This window comes from Caldisericum sp. (genome assembly GCF_049967455.1).
Taxonomy (GTDB): Bacteria; Caldisericota; Caldisericia; order Caldisericales; family Caldisericaceae; genus Caldisericum; species Caldisericum exile_A.
In genome coordinates, this window is the sequence record NZ_JBMFSR010000001.1 from 43926 (window position 1) to 59693 (window position 15768).

General features: G+C 37.3%; 13 protein-coding genes and 7 tRNA genes. 1 reads left to right on the top strand and 19 read right to left on the bottom strand.

The annotated features are described in order from the left end of the window. The 19 genes from clpX to ACP5SP_RS00295 form a co-directional block, all read right to left on the bottom strand. On the bottom strand, positions 1 to 1218 hold the full coding sequence (gene clpX / locus ACP5SP_RS00205; RefSeq protein WP_424586403.1) for an ATP-dependent Clp protease ATP-binding subunit ClpX: 1218 nt from the start codon (positions 1216 to 1218) through the stop codon (positions 1 to 3). Between the two features lie 8 nt (positions 1219 to 1226). Next, complete coding sequence (locus tag ACP5SP_RS00210; protein WP_424586402.1) at positions 1227 to 1814, bottom strand: ATP-dependent Clp protease proteolytic subunit; 588 nt, start codon at positions 1812 to 1814, stop codon at positions 1227 to 1229. A 1-nt stretch (position 1815) separates the two neighbouring features. Further along, positions 1816 to 3036, bottom strand: coding sequence for a trigger factor (tig, locus tag ACP5SP_RS00215; RefSeq protein ID WP_416084502.1), 1221 nt, complete (start codon positions 3034 to 3036; stop codon positions 1816 to 1818). Between the two features lie 59 nt (positions 3037 to 3095). Continuing rightward, positions 3096 to 3180 (bottom strand) — tRNA-Leu (locus tag ACP5SP_RS00220). Between the two features lie 25 nt (positions 3181 to 3205). Beyond that, a tRNA-Lys gene (locus ACP5SP_RS00225) sits at positions 3206 to 3281 on the bottom strand. 14 nt (positions 3282 to 3295) lie between these two features. Continuing rightward, positions 3296 to 3372: transfer RNA gene (locus tag ACP5SP_RS00230), tRNA-Arg, on the bottom strand. Positions 3373 to 3375: 3 nt separating this feature from the next. Further along, positions 3376 to 3452: transfer RNA gene (locus tag ACP5SP_RS00235), tRNA-Arg, on the bottom strand. 2 nt (positions 3453 to 3454) lie between these two features. Continuing rightward, a tRNA-His gene (locus tag ACP5SP_RS00240) sits at positions 3455 to 3531 on the bottom strand. Positions 3532 to 3537: 6 nt separating this feature from the next. Beyond that, positions 3538 to 3614 (bottom strand) — tRNA-Arg (locus ACP5SP_RS00245). Between the two features lie 6 nt (positions 3615 to 3620). After that, positions 3621 to 3698 (bottom strand) — tRNA-Pro (locus ACP5SP_RS00250). Positions 3699 to 3821: 123 nt separating this feature from the next. Continuing rightward, on the bottom strand, positions 3822 to 5216 hold the full coding sequence (locus ACP5SP_RS00255; RefSeq protein WP_428075805.1) for a uracil-xanthine permease family protein: 1395 nt from the start codon (positions 5214 to 5216) through the stop codon (positions 3822 to 3824). A gap of 154 nt (positions 5217 to 5370) precedes the next feature. Further along, positions 5371 to 7713 (bottom strand): xanthine dehydrogenase family protein molybdopterin-binding subunit, encoded by a 2343-nt coding sequence (locus ACP5SP_RS00260; protein WP_424586400.1) that lies wholly within the window; start codon positions 7711 to 7713, stop codon positions 5371 to 5373. 9 nt (positions 7714 to 7722) lie between these two features. Further along, a complete protein-coding gene (locus ACP5SP_RS00265; RefSeq protein ID WP_424586399.1) occupies positions 7723 to 8187 on the bottom strand; it encodes a (2Fe-2S)-binding protein in 465 nt (154 codons plus the stop codon). A 9-nt stretch (positions 8188 to 8196) separates the two neighbouring features. Beyond that, positions 8197 to 9078, bottom strand: a complete 882-nt coding sequence (locus ACP5SP_RS00270; protein ID WP_424586398.1) for an FAD binding domain-containing protein — start codon at positions 9076 to 9078, stop codon at positions 8197 to 8199. Between the two features lie 12 nt (positions 9079 to 9090). Further along, positions 9091 to 9906 carry a cyclase family protein gene (locus tag ACP5SP_RS00275; RefSeq protein ID WP_416084497.1) on the bottom strand — a complete coding sequence of 272 codons (816 nt, stop codon included), beginning with the start codon at positions 9904 to 9906 and terminating at the stop codon, positions 9091 to 9093. Between the two features lie 18 nt (positions 9907 to 9924). Continuing rightward, positions 9925 to 11352 (bottom strand): DUF1116 domain-containing protein, encoded by a 1428-nt coding sequence (locus ACP5SP_RS00280; protein ID WP_424586397.1) that lies wholly within the window; start codon positions 11350 to 11352, stop codon positions 9925 to 9927. Between the two features lie 2 nt (positions 11353 to 11354). Then, on the bottom strand, positions 11355 to 12908 hold the full coding sequence (gene fdrA, locus ACP5SP_RS00285) for an acyl-CoA synthetase FdrA (RefSeq protein WP_424586396.1): 1554 nt from the start codon (positions 12906 to 12908) through the stop codon (positions 11355 to 11357). Beyond that, complete coding sequence (locus ACP5SP_RS00290; protein ID WP_416084494.1) at positions 12899 to 13714, bottom strand: DUF2877 domain-containing protein; 816 nt, start codon at positions 13712 to 13714, stop codon at positions 12899 to 12901. The genes fdrA and ACP5SP_RS00290 overlap by 10 nt, the downstream gene beginning before the upstream one ends. Before the next feature lie 66 nt (positions 13715 to 13780). Then, a complete protein-coding gene (locus ACP5SP_RS00295; RefSeq protein WP_416084493.1) occupies positions 13781 to 14506 on the bottom strand; it encodes an N-acetyltransferase in 726 nt (241 codons plus the stop codon). Positions 14507 to 14717: 211 nt separating this feature from the next. On the opposite strand from ACP5SP_RS00295, the gene rlmN reads away from it, so the two are divergent. Continuing rightward, positions 14718 to 15767 (top strand): 23S rRNA (adenine(2503)-C(2))-methyltransferase RlmN, encoded by a 1050-nt coding sequence (gene rlmN, locus ACP5SP_RS00300; protein ID WP_428075807.1) that lies wholly within the window; start codon positions 14718 to 14720, stop codon positions 15765 to 15767. Position 15768 lies beyond the last annotated feature (1 nt).

Genomic DNA, 15768 nt, shown 5'->3' on the forward strand with positions numbered 1-15768 from the left:
CTACGCTGCCTCTTTAAGAGCGACTCTTTCATTCTTTGCATTCAATAAAATTGGTTCAACATCATCTTCGAGAAAGGCTCTTGTTATAATACACTTTTTGATAGATTTATTTTGAGGTATCTTATACATAAGTTCTATCATTGATTGTTCCATAACTGAACGTAAACCTCGGGCACCAATATTAAGTTCTAATGCTTTATCTGCAATATAATCAAGAGCTTCCTTCTCAAATTCAAGGGAAACTCCATCAATCTCAAACATCTTCTGGTACTGTTTTACAAGTGCATTTTTTGGCTCAATTAAGATCCTAACAAGTTCTTCCTTTGTAAGTTTGTTGAGTTTTGCTATGACTGGGAACCTTCCTACAAATTCAGGAATCATTCCAAATTTTATCAAGTCCTGAGGCAAAATTCTTGAATTTTCGTTATCATCAGTTAAAATTTCTTGTGCAAAACCAATTCTTCTCTTTTTAATCCTTTCTTCAACAATTTTTTCAATACCTTCAAAAGTTCCGCCTCCAATAAAAAGAATATCTTTTGTATTTACCTTAATAAATTCTTGGAGTGGATGCTTTCTTCCTCCTTGTGGAGGAACATTTGCAATTGTACCCTCAAGGATTTTAAGCAAACCCTGTTGAACCCCTTCCCCTGACACATCTCTTGTAATAGAAGGGTTCTCGCCTTTTCTTGCAATTTTATCTATCTCATCAATGTATGCTATTCCTTTCTCTGCTTTTGAAACATCAAAATCAGATGCAATAAGAAGTCTCTGTATGATACTTTCTACATCTTCTCCAACATATCCAGCTTCTGTAATGCTAGTTGCATCAGATATTGCAAGTGGTACATCAAGAATTTTTGATAATACTTTCGCAATAAAAGTTTTTCCAGAACCAGTTGGACCAATTAACAAAATATTACTCTTTTCTATTTCAACTTCTCCTTCATTTTGGAAAATTCTTTTATAGTGATTGTATGCTGCAACGGAAATCACAAGTTTTGCTTCTTCTTGACCAATTATATACTCGTCAAGAAATGACTTTATTTCACTTGGAAGAGGTATATGTTTTTTTGACTGTTTCTTCTTTCCTTCATGCACAAGTAGATTGTATGCCTTTACAACACACTCATCGCAAATATATACACCATCAGGACCAGTGATTAGCTTATCAACCTCACTATAAGATTTTCCGCAAAAAGAACATCTTGGTTCTTCCATACCTTATCCTATGGCTCTCTTATAGATATAATTTGGTCTATAATCCCATACTCTTTAGCTTCTTCAGGAGACATAAAGTAGTCTCTTTCAGTATCTTTTTGGATCTTTTCAACCGGTTGTCCCGTATGTTTTGAAAGTATCTCATTTATCATGCGTTTTATCCTAATAAGTTCTTTTGCCTGTATTTCAATATCAGTAGCTTGACCTTGCGCACCACCCCAGGGTTGATGGATAAGTATTCTTGAATGTGGAAGAGCGTATCGCTTTCCTTTCCTTCCTGAAGCAAGAATAACCGCAGCAAGAGACGCAGCCTGCCCTAAACAAATTGTTGCAACAGGCGCTTTTATATACTGCATAGTATCATATATGGCCATTCCAGGAATGACTTCTCCACCAGGGCTGTTAATGTAAAGATATATATCCTGAGTTGAATCAAGAGATTCAAGATAGAGAAGTTCAGCAACAATTAAATCTGCATGAATTGTTTCAATCTCTCCTGTCAAGAAAATAATTCTATCTTTTAATAGCCTTGAGTAAATATCAAAGCTTACTTCACCTCTTCCTGTTGTTTCAACTACACTTGGAATAATTGGCAAATCACTCACCTCCAAACAATATTATAGTATTTTCCTTCAATATTGAAATAGCTTTGTTTTTTAAAATCTCATTCTTTATATATCTTACAATTTCATCATTCAGTTTTGCTGTACCTTTCTCAATATGTTCCTCCATAAGAATTCTTTCAAACTCCTCTTCAATTTCTTCCTTAGATACAGTGAGCCCTTTCTTTCTTATGATTTCCCTCAATATAAGAGTTTCCAATAATTCCTGAATAATATTTTTCTTAATTTCTTCCTTGAATTGAAGAACGGTTTTTCCTTCTTTTTCAAGGAGAGATTCGAGCTTCAAACCATGCTTCAGATACTCAGTTTCATACTCTTTATAACGAGATTCAACCTCTTCTTCAATGTACTTTTGGGGTAGCTCAACGTTTAACTCTAATGCAAGATCATGTAATGCTTCTCTTCCCCTATTCTCTTCTAATTGGAGTTTCTTATTCTCAAGAAGTTCAGATTTTATTTTCTCCTTTAGTGCATCTAAGGAATCTGAGCCAATTTCCTTAGCAAAATCGTCGTTTATTTCGGGGATTTTCTTTGTTTTTATAGAAACAACTCTAAATTTTATGACCGTATTTTGTGTTTGAACTTCAAATTCATCATCCACAACTTTCCCTAAAACTAATTCATTAAAATTTCCAACTACCTTATCTTTTCCAACTTCGACTGTTATGGTTTGTTCCTCTTTGTCCCCAATTTTATATGCAACTTCAATTATATCTCCATTTTCTACAGGGGAATTCTTAGGTTCAAGTTCTGTAAAAGTTTCTTGAAGTTCCTTTAATTTTTCTTCAATCTCACTTTCACTAATTTCAATTGTTCTTTTTATCTCTATTTTTCTATCAGGATCAAATTCAATTTGTGGAAGAAATTCAACTGTAACCTCATAAACAATTCTATCGTTTGAAAATTCCTTTACATCGACAGAAGGCTTTGTAAAAGGATCAATATTTTCCTTTTCAAGAAATTCAGGTATAGATTTATCAAGGAGTAGTTCAAAAGCTTCTTCAAGCAAGCGCTCAGGGCCAATGTAAGCAGAGCCTACCTCATATGGAGCTTTTCCTAAACGAAAACCTGGAATTTTTATTTTTTTTGAAAGATTAAGATAAGCTTCTTTTTTTGCATTCTCAATTTCATCCTTACTGTGAGTAATTTCTCCAACAATTTTTGACTGAGTTTTTTCTTTTACTATGTAATCCATTTTTCACCTCTCCATAAAATAGTCCAACATATTTTAATAAAAACTGTAAAAATAAAAAATGGTGCGAAGGGCGGGAGTTGAACCCGCATGAGTTTCCTCACTGGATCCTAAGTCCAGCGCGTCTGCCAGTTCCGCCACCCTCGCACTCTTATTGTCCTTGAAATAAAAATGGTGGGTTCTGCGGGGCTCGAACCCGCAACCTACGGATTAAGAGTCCGTTGCTCTACCAGTTGAGCTAAGAACCCACATATATATAAAATGGCGCGCCTAGCAGGAGTCGAACCCGCAACCAACGGATCCGAAGTCCGTTGCTCTATCCAGTTGAGCTATAGGCGCACGTGGTGCGCCCAACAGGATTCGAACCTGTGGCCTGCGGATTAGGAATCCACCGCTCTATCCTTCTGAGCTATGGGCGCCTTGGGGTGGGTGAGGAGACTCGAACTCCCAACGGCCGGATCCACAGTCCGGTACTCTAACCAGTTGAGCTACACCCACCATAAATGGCGCGCCCAGCCGGACTTGAACCAGCGACCGACGGATTAGAAATCCGTTGCTCTATCCTGCTGAGCTATGGGCGCACCTAATGGTCGGGGCGGAAGGATTTGAACCTTCGACCTTTTGGTCCCAAACCAAACGCTCTAGCCAAACTGAGCCACGCCCCGATCAGGCAAGTATATTGTATTTAGTTTATAAAAAAAATCAAGAGGTTTTGCATAATATTTAACCGCTCTCATAAAAAAGAGGGAAGACAGATTCGTCTTCCCTCAAACATAAGCCCTAAAGCACTATCTTACACCAATTCCTCTTTCTTTTTCCGTTCCTGGAATAATATTATCAAGAATTCCTGCGGTAATTCCACCGACAGCCATGCTTGTGTGCAATATTCCATTAAGTATATTTGCAAGCCATGTTGCACCCGGAATTGTTATTGGATGTTGAGATATGACAGGTGGTAGTCCAAGACCAAAAAGGAATGCAAACCCAAGGATCATAAGATTCCTTGTTGAAGTTACATCAGCACGTGCAAAAACCTGGACTCCAAGAGCACCAATAAGGCCAAAAAGTGAAAGGTATGCTGCTCCAATTATAGGAGTCGGCAAGGTACCGATTATAGTTCCTACTTTCCAAAGGAAACCAAAGACAATAAGAATAACCGCACCTGTTCTAATAACTCTTCTTGATGCAATTCCTGTAAGAGCAATAACTCCAATATTCTCCGTATAAGATGTCGTTCCAACACCACCAAGGATACCAGAAATAATGCATCCAAGACCCTCGGAACCAATTCCTTTTGAAATCATTTCAGGCGTTGGATCTGGAAGACCTGATGCATAAGAAACACTATGATAGTCTCCAAACGATTCTATCATTGAAGAAGTATAGGCAGCAAGAATTGCAGCAAATCCAAATGAATCGAATTTAAAAACATTACCATACCTTAATGGTTTTGGCCACACAATCCAAGGAGCTTCTGCAATTGCTTTTAAATTCACAAACATAGGATGCCCTTCAGGAAATAGCTTTACTAAAGTACCAATAAGTGCAAAAAGATAAAGGATCGCAATTGCAATAAATACAGGAAATGAATTAATTTTGCTATTCTTTACAATTAAAGCGAAGGTAAAAATTAAAATGACTCCGGCAATAGAGACTGGCCAGAAGCTTGATGCTGTACTAACTGCAACTGATGCAAGACTAAAACCTATTAGCATAATTGTAGGTCCTATTACAACAGGAGTAATAACCTTCTTCAACAAACCAATTAAACCCGAATAACCAACAATTAACTCATAAATACCACCATAAACTAAAGCACTTCCAAGGGCTGTCATCATCTCATTTACACCACCGCCACCTTTTTTAACATTATCAAAAATTGCAGTAGCAGCAGGAATAAAGGAGAATGATGATCCCTGAACAATCGGAAGTCCAGATCCAATTCTTGAATCACACTGTAAAAGTGTTCCAATTCCTGTTACCATGTAAACAGTAGCAATAAAAATACCTAGTTGTTGAGGATTCATTCCCATCGCCTGACCAAAAAGAATGGGAACCAGTGTTGTTGCCCCAAAAAGTGTTAGAATGTGCTGCAAGCCAGCTACAATAGAAAATCCCCATGGCGGATAGGAATCCACTGGCCATGGTACAATTCTTGTTGCCTTGAATTGTTCTTCTGCCATTTTAAACCTCCTTTTTAAAATTTTTTTGTTTTTAGCCTTTTCAGAACTTCTAAATTTTAAGCACTTTTCGATATTTTCTTACCTCTATCACCTCCTCCCAACTTAAGTGGGTGCCTAACACGACACCCACATTTTTGACATTTATACTTCAAAACTAAGAGGATTTTTCATTAAGACCATTTATAATTTTCTCAGCAGTTATTGGTGGGTTCTTTATTCTTATATTTAGCGCATTTTCAACAGCGTTTGCAATAGCGGGCATTACAGGGATCATTGTATGTTCAGCAATCCCTCTTGCTCCAAATGGACCATCTGGTTGAGGCACTTCAACTATAATCGGATGCATTTCTCTCGGCACGTCAAGTGCAGTTGGAATCTTATAGTCTGTAAAGTTAGGATTGAGAATTCTTCCATCATCTGAAAACTTGACTTCTTCCCAGAGTGCAGTTCCTAAACCTTGCACAAAACCGCCTTCTATCTGTTGCTTCACAATATCTGGGTTTATTGCCTTTCCTGCATCAAAAGCCTCAGCCATTCTTAAAACCCTAATTCTTCCAGTCTCAGTATCAATCTCAATCTCGACGGCACCTGCACCAGTTGTATAGTGAACATTAGGATGACCACCCTGGCCTGTTTCAGGATTCACCTTCGCCGAGGTAAACTCTGGCATAAACGATCCTCTACCAAGAATTGGACCTCCACGATAAGTCCCATCATGCATCTGTACTCCATCAATTACAAAACTCTCAAATGGAACCTCGAAATCAGGTTTTGTATAACACTTAACCTTCCCGTCTTCAAGATAAAGATTTGCTTTTTCTATATGGTAAGCCCTCGAAATTACGTCAAGAATTTGCTCTTTTGCATCAATTGCCGCACGCCTTACAGCATTTCCACAAGACCAGGTCACATGTGAAGCAACAGTTTGCCACTCATATGGGTTTCTATCGGTATCTGGAAGTTCAACTCTAATTTTTTCGAGAGGAAGCGAAAGTTCTTCTGCTGCAATTTTGGCCATTGCAGTTAAGAACCCTTGCCCAAGCTCCATTCCTGACACAAGCACATTAATACTCCCATCTTCAGAAAACTTAATAAAAGCAGCAGACGACTCATTTGCGGGCATTGCTGGTGCTTTCCAAACTGCCGCAAACCCTTTTGCCCTAACTTTGTGAGGTTCAGATGGTTTTTGAGATGGCTTATCCCACTCTATTGCCTTTGCAACCTCATCAATACACTGAAGTATTCCAGTTGGTCCCATTTCAACACCATAGGCAACCGTGTCACCTTCTTGTATTGCATTCTTCTTTCTAAATTCAACAGGATCCATACCAATAGCTTTTGCAACTCTATCCATGTGGCTTTCAAGTCCGAAGTGAAATTCTGAATATCCAAAGCCTCTATACGCTCCACAGGGAGGTCTATTGGTATAAATTGCAAATGAGTCTATCCAAACATTTGGAATTCTATAAGGTCCGATGGCTGAAAATCCTGTTGCATTGACTACGTTTGAACCATACTCAGCAGATGCTCCAACATCCCAATAGAGTTGATGCTTTAATGCAACAATTGTCCCATCTTTCTTCACACCCATCTTAATATACGCATGAAGTTCTTGACGCATCGAGGTATCATAGAACTCTTCTTTCCTTGTATACCTTATTTTCACAGGATGCCCAGGAACTTTCAATGCACAAGCTGCAGCAACAACTTCCATATTTACACCTGCTTTTCCTCCGAATCCACCACCAACATAAGGAGCGATAACTCTAATATCTTTATGCTTCATTTTAAACGAACGAGCAATTATATTTCGCTGGGTATGTGGTGATTGTGAAGAGTTCCACATTGTCAATCTGCCATCAGGAGTATATAATGCTGCAGATACATGCGTTTCAATAGGTGCATGAACTACATGGGGCACAACATACCAATCTTCCAAAATAAAATCTGCTTCTTTGAATGCTTCTTCAATATTACCTTTTCGAATTTTTCTTACGTGGGCTATATTAGTACCTGGTTGAGGATAAAGCCAGGGAACAACTTCGTAATTTCCAAGATCCGGATGAACTAAAGGTGCATCTTCCTTAATTGCAACAAGGGGATCCTGAATTACAGGAAGTGGTTCATATTCTATTTCTATAAGTTTAACTGCTTCATCTGCAATTTCTTGAGTTGCAGCAATTACCGCTGCAACATGTTGTCCAACGTAACGAACTCTATCAAGAGGAAAAACATAATTATCTTTAAGATAAAGACCGTACCTATATGGGAAATCTTTTCCTGTAACTACCGCATAAACGCCATCAAGTGCTTCAGCTTTAGATGTGTCAATTCTCTTAATTATAGCATGTGCATATGGACTTCTCAAAATTGAAACATAAAGGGTTGCAGGACCTAGGTCGATATCATCTACGTATTTGGCTGCTCCAGTAATTTTTTCGAGCCCATCAAGCCTGGTTGCTTCATGCCCGACGTATTTAAGCTCTAATTCTTTCATAACTCCCTCCTATCCCTTTTTTGCTACATCCAAAATTGCTTCAACAATAGAATTGTATCCTGTACATCTGCAGAGATTTCCTGCAATGTATTCTCTAATTTCTTCTTCATCTGGATGAGGGTTTTCATTTAAGAGTTCTGTTGCTTGAATTATCATGCCTGGCGCACAAAAACCACACTGAAAAGAATTATGTGAAAGAAATGATTTTTGGAGTGGCGTAAGACCATTTGCTTGAAGACCCTCAAGAGTTGTTATTTCATGACCATCAACTTCAATTGCATAAACTATGCATGACCTAATTGCTTTACCGTCAAGCAAAACGGAGCAAGCTCCACATTCACCTCTCCCACAACCGTATTTAGGGCTCTTAACTCCAAGTTTATCTCGTAAAACTTCAAGGAGTTTTTCGTATGGTTTTACTTCAACCCACACCTTTTTACCATTTAATATAAAATTTATCTCTTTTTTCTGCATGTTACCCTCCTAAACTAAATTCGTCCCATAAATAGGACCATTTCCATGGAGCCTTTCATATGAAGCTTTTAGAGATCTCTTGAATAGAACACCACTTACATGCAATCTATATTCCTTGCTTGCTCTAACATCTGAAATTGGCGATATAGATTTAAGCGCAATGGGAATAGCCTCTTGTATAAGCGAATCACTTAATTCTTTTCCTTTTAAGAATTCTTCAACTTCAAAGGCTCTAACTGGTGTTGGAGCAACAGCGCCGAATGATACACGATATTCGAGATCCTCAGAGATAAATGTTGAAACGCCAACCTGTGCAAGATCTTCGCCATCATAACGACCAAGTTTGATATAGTTTGCACCATACTTTCTTGGTTCAAGAGGAATTCTAATTCCTGTAGCAATTTCGGTAACTTGAAGAACAGTCTTTCTTGGACCTGTAAAAAACTCTACTATAGGAATAAGTCTATCACTGTCTCCTTTAACCTCAACAAGGGTATTAAGAATAAGAAGTGTTGGCGCTGAATCAGCAGAGGGAACTGCAGAACAGATATTGCCCAAAAGTGTTGCCCTATTTCTTACACCAACCGAGGCAACAGTTTTTGAAGCTTCAAAAAGCACTGGAAAGTACTTCTTAACCAAATCAGAGTGAATTATTTCAGAAAAAGTTGTTAGTGCTCCAATCCAAAGATAGTTATTCTCCCTAACTTCAATTCCTTTTAGGATATCAAGTCCTTTTAGATCAATGATATAATCTGGAGAAAGCATCCCATCATCAACCATAACTGCAACATCAGTACCACCCGCAAGCAGTTTTGCCTTTCCACCAAATTCCTTTAGTAACCGCAGCGCTTCCTCAATTGTTCTCGGTTTAAAGTACTCAAAGGTCTTCATATAAACCTCCTACTATGGAGCCCACGCAACTATACGTGTCCAGGCTGACTCCATTTCAATTCCCTTAACGTTAAAAGCTCCGACATAAACTCTTTTGTTGCTGAGTTTATCAATGTCTCCACCAAGATTTTCTGCATGAACTAATCCCCTTGGGAAGAGTTTGAGATGCATAATTTGGTAGAATTCTTCAGGTGGGAACATTTCATCCCAGGATTTACCATACTTTTCTTTTAATTTTTTCTCAGCTTCAAGGAACAATTTTGGATGCCAATTCCTTAGTATTGTATTCATTGGGTGATCTGCACTTCCACAGTCAACACCAATCCATTTGAATTGCATCTTCAATGCCCAATCAGGAAAATCAGGACTTGGTCCAGGGTGCTTTACCATATATCGCACTTCGTCTGCTTCTTTTTCATACCATGCATATCTATGGTACCCAGTATTAATAATAAGAATATCTCCTGGTCTTATATCAGCTTTCCTCATAAGCATTTCTGGAGTATATAGATCGTAATCCCCCACTTCATCAGAAATATCTACAACAACCCCAGCACCTACCCATTCTTCAAGTGGTACAGCACCAATGGCTCTACCTGCCCCATAAAAATGAATTTCTCCATCCATGTGAGTGCCAACATGATTGCTCGATGTGATAATCTGTCCGTTTGCACCTTGACCTCTATCGGCACCAGCAATACGTTTGAAATATTGAATCCCAAGTGGCATATAACTCGGCCACGGTGGTGTGTGTACACTAAGAGGTTGAGTTAAATCATACATTTTGACTTCTTCAGTCATTAACTTAATAAATTCTTCTGTTGTCATGATATTTTGCCTCCCTTATTATGAATATTTTTTTACAAAAGCAATTAATGCCTTTTTAAATACTTCAATTGGTGCATCAACAAGTCCTGCGCCTACTTGTCCGATGCCCGGCATTTTATGAGCAATACCTGTGTCGATAAAAGGCGGAATTCCTTTTTCAACAACAGACTTTATATCTATACCAGTCGGTGTACCTCTGAAATTCAAGTAAGGAATTTGATAAGTTGTATTTTCACCAATGGTTATCTCATACATCATTTTCGTCTTATTAACCGCTTCTTGAGGTGTGCCACCAGTGAATTGAACAATTGCAGGTGCAGCAGCAATTGCAAAGCCACCCCATCCTGCAGTTTCTGTTATTGAGCTATCACCAATATCTGGATTTGCATCTTCTTTGGTAAATCCGGGGAAGTAAAGTGCATTAGGAGGAACTTCTGCTGGTGCTGTAAACCATTCGTCACCTAAACCAGAAACCTGAATTCCAAAATCTGTTCCATTTCTTGCCATTACAACAACCATTGTAGAACCTTCAATATTTCTTGCAGCATCTAGACTTGCTTTTGCAGTTACCATTGAAAGATTAAGGAAGAAATGATCATTACCATCAATAAATTTAAGAACACGTTCTACAACATCTGGATCATTAGTGGTTTTTACAATTGCAGGAGCAAGTTGTCTAAACAAAAGGGATGTTGCAGCCCTGTTTCTGTTATGCCCTTCGTCTCCCATATGAAGAGCCTGTGCAAGAATGTTTTTGAGATCAATTCCACCAAGATATTCAATTGCCCTTGAAATAGTTGGGTAGAGAACCTTCTCCATCCACTTTAGTCTTTCAATTACCTCTTTTGAATATGCACCCATTCTAAGAACTTTTCCTAGTCCTTCGTTCATATTAGTGTAAGCCTTATTACCATATGTCTCATTAACAACCTCAAAAACTGGCATTGAAGGAGAGACAACACCTGCCATAGGTCCTACTGCCTGATGTTGGTGACACGGAGAGAATTCAATTTTTCCTGATTGTGCAAGTTTTTCGGCTTCTTCAAGAGTTTCAGCCCATCCTTCATAAATTATCGCACCAAGAACTGCCCCCTTCATTGGACCACACATTCTGTCCCAAGTCACTGGGGGACCAGCATGTAGCAGCATATTCTTCTTCATACCGGGTATAAGGTCGATTGCCTTTCCCATACGCACAAGTTTTGGTCTTGCAGAAACAAGTCTCTTAAAGGCCTCTTCATTAGCTTTTTCTACATCTACTTTCTTGGATACTACTATTTCATTAAATTTATCAAGTGCTTCCCTAACATCTTCTCCAAAAAGAGGCGGAGACCACTCTACATGAACAACTTTATAACCAGTCATCTGTAGGCTTTCAGCAAAAGCAGATAATCCAATATTAATAACCTTTAACTCGCTTTTGAACAACTCGTTTACCTTGCCCATTATTAACCTCCTATTTCCTTTATGACGTAGCCTGCTACCTTAGATGAATAAGCATTCCTCTCGTAAACATGTGCAGATGCATTCTTCAATGCAGAAATAAGTGCTCTTTTGTTCTGCGGGTCTTTGTCTGTTCCTGTAACATTAACAATAACAAGTGCATCGCTTATCTTTTTAACTTCCTCAATCACAGGCACAAGATCTTCAATAGGATGCATATTGGTTCCATATCCAATAACCACATCAAGATAAATTATTGCAACTTCTTTATCTTTTGCTTCTTCAAGAATTCTCTTGTTTCTTAACTGGAAATCAATTTGAGGATGAGGTCTACCAACTGTAAACTCATCTTCTCCAAGATCAACTATTGTGTGTTTTTCACTCTTCCAGGAATCCTTGAGCTTAAATTCCGGTTTAAGGGGAACATTCGAATATACTTCTCCTATCATATTCGTTAGTATTAATTCTGTTTCATAAGCAAGTGTACCACCCTGGAAAAGTCCTCTAAAATACTTCTGACCAGGTTTGAGTTGTTTTGCAAGTTCATACGCTTCTTTCTTAATCAGTTCTTCTCTTTCTTCTATCTCTTTTTTAAAAGTGTCGAAGGATGTTCCTTTCGAAAGACTCACCGCAAGAAGCGCTGCATCCTCAAGTGTTGAAACAGGATATACACCAAGACTTTCAACTAATTCTTTCGATGCACCAAGGAAACATCCTACTACAGGTTTCTTGTTATTTTTTAGAACTTCCTTAAGTTTCTGAAGAATACTTTCATGAGGAGGTTTCGAGATTAGAACAATTACTTTAGTCTCATCGTCCTCAATTAATGCCTTAAGACCGGTAAGAAATGATAATCCTCCATAATACTCTTTCATGTCTATTCCGCCTGTTCCAATTGCTTGCGATATTCCACCGTGAGCATTTGAAATAATTGAAGAGACTTCCTGAAGACCAGTCCCCGCCGCAGACACAATGCCTATATCACCTCTCTCGACAGCATTTGCAAAACCAAGAGGTGCACCATTTATTATTGCAGTTCCACAATCTGGTCCCATAACAAGAAGACCTTTTTCGTAACCGATCTTCTTTGCAAGCAATGCTTTTTCCTTAGGAACATTATCTGAGAAAATCATAACATGCAAATCTTTCGATAATGCTTTAATTGCTTCATCTCCCGCGTATTTACCTGCAACAGAAATAAGTACTAAGTTTGCATCTCTCATTAATTTTAAAGCACCATCCAAACTCTTTGGTACATAATCCTGAGACTCCTCAGATTTTGATCTGCTCTTTTTTAGTAGCTTTTCGATTTCCACTAAAGCTTTTGTTAAAGTTTCATCATCTTTACCTTTGACAACTATTAAAAGATCCGAATCGTTTGCATTTTTAAATTCGTCAATCAACATTCCTGAGTTATCGAGAATTGATTTATTTTGCAAAGTCCCCATAACAACAGCTGCATCTTCAACTCCTGGAATATTCAAGGCATCCTTTTGAACCAACATCAATGTAACCGAGTCATAGTATTCACCCTTTTTTAATATACCTTTTACTGCCATAATTGATTACCTCCTTCTAAAAGTTTTCCAAAACCCTTAATGAAACCTGTAAGAATATCAGAACCAGAAGTCTCACCAAAGGATAACATCTTTAAAACATGTATCTCCAAATTACGCCCAGTAAAAATTGATTCAAGTACGTTTTTAAATCTCTCATAGAAAAATCCTTGAGATGTAAAATTGAGGAATGTATTGGAAACTTCATTTTGAGTTTTTGCCAAAATACGAATGTAATTCCTAATTTGAGAAAGATCAATTTCGAATAATTTCTCATACACGTATAATGCGGCCAAAAACCCCTCAATTAAGTCATCACCCTGAGGAGTAAAACCATAGCCCAAACCCTTAAGTAACAAAATCGAATTAAAATCAAAATTTATCAAACGATTAAAATTCTCTTCTAATTCATTTGCAAGATTCAAATTGAATTTTCCCTCAAAAAATACCTTTCTTGACGGATTGATTATAAAAGCGGAACTTAAAGGATGCGAATGTTGTATTAAAAGATTTTTAACCTTTTCGACATTCCTAACTATTAAATCAACATCTTTGTGCGGCAATGAGAAAGATGAATCATATATAAAGGGTTTATCCTTAGACAGTGCTTCCCTTAATTCACCAAGAGAAAAATTCATAACCAAATCACTTTGTAAAACAATTGAATTAGGTCCTCCACCAACATCTTTTGAAACTAAAAATACAATTCCGCTATTAGTATATAGATTAACAGCTCGTGCAAATGAAGAATGGACACCCAAAATTTCAATTCTTAAATCTATCTTATCTCCCACCGAAATTACCTTCATTTCTACCTTTTTGTAAAAAGAAATAATTCCCCCAAGAATCCTCTTGGGGGAAACTGAATTACTATCTTATTCCTCTAAGGTTTCTGGAACTTCGAATTTTTCCGCAGCCCTGAGAAGATCTTCTGGAACTGGTGCCTTTAATTGTGCGCCAATCATATCTTCAAGATATTTCTTAACTGTTGTTTGCCAGTATTCCTTTGTAATGTAGTAAACTCTTGCTCCACCTAATTCATGCTGGACATCTGGCCAAGGATACGAAGGTTGCGCCATGCCAACACCCCATCTCTTCCATCCATTGTAACTTTCATATGTTGCCCAGAACTCTTTTTGCCCAAGAATTTCAAAAGTATAATATGCTTTTGCATAGTACATTACCGCACCAGCCTTCATTCCACGCATAAATGCCATTGTATGTAAACTTATATTAATATCTCTGTTCATTATTCTTCCGTTACAAAATGCTGCAAGTTTACCATCAACAATTCCAACCATCTGATAAGGATCTTTTAACCTATTTCTAAGCCATCCAAGTAGTTCAGCATAAACTCTTACACCAACAATGTCATAGAAGTCGTGATCAGTGTCAATTAACTTCTTCAAAAGTGGAAAAAGAAGTGGTGCTTCTTCTTTTCTCATTTCCCTTATAACCATTGTTTTTCCGTTAGGAAGTGTGACATACATAGGCTCCCAACGTGGAAGATCAATTGCAGGTCCGCTTAAAAGTGGTTCTAACTCTTCAACTTTAAAAACTACTTCATTTTGTGATACCTTTTCTGGTACCTCTTTTTTCATCTCACTACCTCCCTTTTGTAAAAATTTTTTAAAAAAAGATATTCAATTTTAATACAAACACTTCCACTTGTCAAGAGGGTATAACATTATTTAAGAAAACAAAAGCAATCACTGAACGTTAAAAAAGTCACTATTTTAACAACTTTTCTTAAATTTACCAAAATACACAAAATATTCTTGCAAATTTTTCTATGGAGATTAAAATGATAACGTGAAAAAAGATATAAAAAATTTGACTTTAAGGGAACTTGAAGGCTTCTTTGCCTCATTAAATGAGAAAAAATACAGGGCAAAAGAAGTATTTAATGCAATTTATAAAGAAAGAAAAGAAAGTTTCTTAGCGATCACAACACTAAGTAAAGAAATTCGTGAAACTTTGGATAACATTTTTTATATTACGATATTCAAAGAAATATCTCGCAAAACATCAAAAGATGATGCCACAAAATTTGTTTTTGAATTATCTGATAAAAGACTTATAGAAAGCGTATTAATCAAAAACACAAATAAAATTGGACGAACTTGGTTTACAGCGTGTCTATCTACGCAAGTCGGATGCCCACTTGGTTGTCAATTCTGCGCCACAGGAAAGATGGGGATTATTCGAAATCTTGAAACCGGCGAAATTGTTGAACAATTTTTAAGACTGGAGAGAGAAAATCCAATATCAAATATCGTTTTTATGGGTATGGGAGAACCACTTCTTAACTATGAAAACGTAAAAAAGGCAATCCAAATTTTAACCGACGAAAATGGAAGAAATCTTGGAAAACGACACATAACAATTTCAACTTCTGGTATAACACCAATGATTTATAAACTTGCAGATGAAATTCAGTCGGTTAAACTTGCAGTATCATTACATTCTGCAATTCAAATAAAAAGAGATAGCCTAATGCCTGGGCTCAAAAATTATCCTCTTAATAAATTAAAAGAAGCATTAGTATACTACAATAAAAAAACTGGAAATACTGTTACTTTGGAATATCTTCTTATAGACGGAATTAATGATTCAAAATCTGATGCAGAAGCACTAGTAAAATTTTCAAGAGATCTAAGATTTGTTAAAGTGAATCTCATTCACTATAACGAAATCCCAATAAATAATTTTAAACCTTCATCAAAGGAAATTGAGTTTCAAAAATTCCTTCTTACAAATGGATTACGAGCAACGCTCAGGCTCTCGAAAGGGACGGATGTTTCTGCTGCTTGTGGACAGCTTGCAACAAACTCAAAAGAAAACATCCAGTTTAAGATTTAAA

Excerpts from the sequence above, each read along its gene's own strand:
- clpX (WP_424586403.1), bottom strand. The coding sequence starts at position 1,218 with ATGGAAGAACCAAGATGTTCTTTTTGCGGAAAATCTTATAGTGAGGTT.
- tig (WP_416084502.1), bottom strand. The coding sequence starts at position 3,036 with ATGGATTACATAGTAAAAGAAAAAACTCAGTCAAAAATTGTTGGAGAA.
- ACP5SP_RS00255 (WP_428075805.1), bottom strand. The coding sequence starts at position 5,216 with ATGGCAGAAGAACAATTCAAGGCAACAAGAATTGTACCATGGCCAGTG.
- ACP5SP_RS00260 (WP_424586400.1), bottom strand. The coding sequence starts at position 7,713 with ATGAAAGAATTAGAGCTTAAATACGTCGGGCATGAAGCAACCAGGCTT.
- ACP5SP_RS00265 (WP_424586399.1), bottom strand. The coding sequence starts at position 8,187 with ATGCAGAAAAAAGAGATAAATTTTATATTAAATGGTAAAAAGGTGTGG.
- ACP5SP_RS00270 (WP_424586398.1), bottom strand. The coding sequence starts at position 9,078 with ATGAAGACCTTTGAGTACTTTAAACCGAGAACAATTGAGGAAGCGCTG.
- ACP5SP_RS00275 (WP_416084497.1), bottom strand. The coding sequence starts at position 9,906 with ATGACAACAGAAGAATTTATTAAGTTAATGACTGAAGAAGTCAAAATG.
- ACP5SP_RS00280 (WP_424586397.1), bottom strand. The coding sequence starts at position 11,352 with ATGGGCAAGGTAAACGAGTTGTTCAAAAGCGAGTTAAAGGTTATTAAT.
- fdrA (WP_424586396.1), bottom strand. The coding sequence starts at position 12,908 with ATGGCAGTAAAAGGTATATTAAAAAAGGGTGAATACTATGACTCGGTT.
- ACP5SP_RS00290 (WP_416084494.1), bottom strand. The coding sequence starts at position 13,714 with ATGAAGGTAATTTCGGTGGGAGATAAGATAGATTTAAGAATTGAAATT.
- ACP5SP_RS00295 (WP_416084493.1), bottom strand. The coding sequence starts at position 14,506 with ATGAAAAAAGAGGTACCAGAAAAGGTATCACAAAATGAAGTAGTTTTT.